This is a genomic window from Nocardia sp. NPDC004722 (assembly GCF_053601505.1).
Map to the genome: position 1 here is coordinate 1 of NZ_JBSGBY010000798.1, position 3,184 is coordinate 3,184.

At 63.9% G+C, this 3,184-nt stretch carries 4 protein-coding genes; 3 read left to right on the plus strand and 1 reads right to left on the minus strand.

What is annotated here, in order from left to right:
• Positions 1-112 precede the first annotated feature (112 nt).
• Positions 113-625, plus strand: a complete 513-nt coding sequence (locus ACWELQ_RS42045; protein ID WP_452402566.1) for an SUKH-3 domain-containing protein — start codon at positions 113-115, stop codon at positions 623-625.
• Between the two features lie 296 nt (positions 626-921).
• Positions 922-1,941, plus strand: a complete 1,020-nt coding sequence (locus ACWELQ_RS42050) for an outer membrane protein assembly factor BamB family protein (RefSeq protein ID WP_452402567.1) — start codon at positions 922-924, stop codon at positions 1,939-1,941.
• A 36-nt stretch (positions 1,942-1,977) separates the two neighbouring features.
• Here the strand turns inward: ACWELQ_RS42050 and ACWELQ_RS42055 are convergent, their stop codons facing one another.
• On the minus strand, positions 1,978-2,514 hold the full coding sequence (locus tag ACWELQ_RS42055) for a hypothetical protein (RefSeq protein WP_452402568.1): 537 nt from the start codon (positions 2,512-2,514) through the stop codon (positions 1,978-1,980).
• Positions 2,515-2,561: 47 nt separating this feature from the next.
• Between ACWELQ_RS42055 and ACWELQ_RS42060 the strand changes: the two genes are divergently transcribed.
• Positions 2,562-3,140, plus strand: coding sequence for a hypothetical protein (locus ACWELQ_RS42060; RefSeq protein WP_452402569.1), 579 nt, complete (start codon positions 2,562-2,564; stop codon positions 3,138-3,140).
• The last annotated feature ends 44 nt before the right edge of the window (positions 3,141-3,184 follow it).

Genomic DNA, 3,184 nt, shown 5'->3' on the forward strand with positions numbered 1-3,184 from the left:
TCATTCGCGAAACCCCCTGACTTCAGTCAGGGGGTTTCTGCGTTTCTGTGGCATTCAGTCATTTAGATCAAATCGATACGCACCCACAGCATTTCAGCGGCGAATAATCTCTATGCGCTTCTTCTGGCCGAATCCTCTTACGGCACAGGCTGTCACCGCGGCGGGCTGGACCCCCACCCGCCGAATCGACATCACCGACTGGATCGACCGCCTGGACGCCGAGGGCTTCCACATCGCCCCACCCGCCGTAACGGTGCTCGAAAGCTACGGCAACCTCGCAATCCATCCCCCCGAACTCCCCGGCGCCCTATGGCCAGCCGACCCCCTCCACTTCGACCCCATCGACGTAGCCCACGGCATGTACGACCGCTACGCCGACTTCGAATCCGCCCTAGGCCACCGCATGACCCCCCTAGCCGCCAACTCCACCGGCACAACCTTCCTCCTAATCCTCGACGACGGCCGAGTAGTCTCCGACGGCGTCCTAGCCCTCCACCTCCTGGGCCCCACCTTCCCCCAAGCCCTCGACCTCATAATCCGCCGCCACCGCACCCCCGACCTCCTGCTCTCCTACAACCGCCCAACCCGGGTGGCGCAGAGTTCCAGTTCCCTCCAACTCTGCTGATCGCAGCCCATACGATCCCCCGCGCACGAAGAGGTCATCGATCGAGGTACGAGATGAGGGGAATTCAGATGGCTCGCAGTCGTTCTTGCTCACGCTGGTCGTTTGCGCTGGTCTTGCTCTTGGTGGGAAGCGGTGTCGCCTGCGCAGGTCCCGGCAGCAGCGACCAAGCGAAACCGTCTGTGCCATCGGTACGTACGGTTCAACACACCCCATTCGATCCACCACAGGCCTTCAATCCCGCTCCGGCTGCCCAGCTCCCGCGGATGGATCCGCCTCCGTCGAGTCGATCGTGCGCATTGGGCGATGGCGTGCTGTTCTGCGCCACCACCAACGGGTTGCAAGCCTTCGACTCAGCGAATGCGCGCGTCACCTGGTCGATGCGGCCGACCATATCGCCTCGGGCGGAGGGCTTTGCGGCACCCACCTTCTGGAGTAGCGCAGCACCCAAAGTCCGAGATACGACGGTATTCACGTTGTTCGGAGGAATGCTCCCCGGCACCGGCACAAGCCGGGACCGCTACGCATGGCAACTTTCGGCTTCGGACGCCAAGACCGGCGCCCAGCAATGGCAGACCACCGTCGACCTCGGCGCAGACTTCGGCCGCTACCCCCTTGAAATCATCAGCGTGACAGACACATCGGTCGTGATCGGGGCGGCGCCGGCCCTGCCGGATCCGCCGTACCCGACACCGGCGAGAGCGAAAGCCTGGGTAGTCGACCGTGACAACCACCAAGTCCGATGGCAGCGTGATGGCTTCTACCCGGGCCATGCCGCAGAGGGAGAAGTCGTCGGGCTCGTCGCGGCCGGCGGCCCGGAAACCCAGACACTGCTTGGCCTCTCCATCGCGGACGGCAACGAGCAATGGCGGCGCGTCTCCGGCTCCTACACCCGCTTCGCGACCTCGAATGTCCCCGGATTCGTCATAATCGCAAGCGAACGCGGCGGACTCGACGTCGCCGACCCGAAATCCGGTGCGGTCGCCTACCACCAGCCGAAGACCGGCGGCCTGGAATGCCAGTTCGACGCTGCCGTCACGGTCGTCTGCCAATCCCACGCCGGCGGCGACATCCTCACTTTCGACATCAAGTCCCCCACCCAACCCCGTTGGTCACTCGAACAATCGGCAACCCGCGAACCACCGAAGATCACCGCTGTCTACCACGGCCTGATCTACGGCCAGGATGCCCGAGGCCAGGGAGTCTCACTCGACGCACAGTCGGGGCAGGACGCACCCGCCCAGCCCGGAATTGTGCCGATCCTGGTCGACCGGTACGTCGGGATCGCCGACGGAACAGTCCACGTCCCGATCAAGTAGGTGCGATCAAGCTCCGGGAGCCGGATAGATGCTGGTCTACTCCGGCCGGAGGAACGAGGCGCGGCGGACCAGCACCGTCTCCTTGGTCACCACCACACCCCTCAGCAACTGGATCGGATACTCGCTGATCCGGTATCGGACGAATTGCACCGGCCGCTGACCCTTGATGAACAGGTAGAACCCATCTGACGGATTATCGGACGTCGGCAATGACGGCGGGAGGTGCTTCCAGCAGTACCCCGGCGTCTGAGCACGCGAATTCAGTTCGTCCTGCTCCGTGTGCTCCCAGACCCCGACCATCCGATCCCAGTCATCGGACCAGTCGGCCGAGTGGGTCAGATCCAACATCGGGATCGTCTCCGTACTTCTCAGCGCCTCGAGCATCTTCCGATAGAGAAGGTCGCTCGAGCCCAAAGGCTGTGCGCCGCCGCGGGGGTCGAAATCGAAGGTGCCACGATCACAACCCTGCTGCTCCTTCTTCCGCGTGGTCCCGTCCGGCGGCCCGAAGACCCCGCAAGCCGAAATCAGCGACACCAGAATTGCGACCAACCCGGCACGCATCAACACCTTCATCGCAGCATTCCCGTCTCTTCCTGTCCCCTCCGCTCCGAATACCAGTCATGAGCATTCGGTTCTCCTACAGCCAAGATCAAGATAGCGGCCTCTGGCACGTAACCGGCAACGACGGCGAGAGGTCGGTGACCATCGCCCACGAATCGCGCGACGAGGCCACGGCCCAGGTCCAGGAGGCGTTCGGCCTAGTCGCCTACCGTCCGCCACCCCCGCCTCCACCCGGTCATCACCGATTCGTTCTCATGGAGAGCTACTTCGGCTCCCACGACGCCCGCCCCGACGATCCTCGCTACGCCGCCATCAAATCGACTCTGCCGCAGGGATGTTCAGTCGGCGACCTCGACTACTCCTTCGGCTTCGAATGCGTCCGTCCCGGCACCGACCTCCTCGACGCCATAGCCACAACGTGCGCCGAAATCCGTGAAACCCACGGCCTGTTCCTCACCGACGCCGGCGTGGAGAAGGTCGGCGAATGGATCACCGACGGCAAAAACGGCTGGGGCGCCACCATCCTGGCCCAACTCCTGCTCATGGCAGTCGAACGCGGCCGCTTGCTGGGCTACACCACCGCGGACTTGACTCGATTCATCGAACGAGTCGGCTTCAGCGGTGGGGCACCATTATGAGTCGCCCGCTCAGCGATGCCCTGCAACGGCCTGCCTGTCGTCAC

Excerpts from the sequence above, each read along its gene's own strand:
- ACWELQ_RS42045 (WP_452402566.1), top strand. The coding sequence starts at position 113 with ATGCGCTTCTTCTGGCCGAATCCTCTTACGGCACAGGCTGTCACCGCG.
- ACWELQ_RS42055 (WP_452402568.1), bottom strand. The coding sequence starts at position 2,514 with ATGAAGGTGTTGATGCGTGCCGGGTTGGTCGCAATTCTGGTGTCGCTG.
- ACWELQ_RS42060 (WP_452402569.1), top strand. The coding sequence starts at position 2,562 with ATGAGCATTCGGTTCTCCTACAGCCAAGATCAAGATAGCGGCCTCTGG.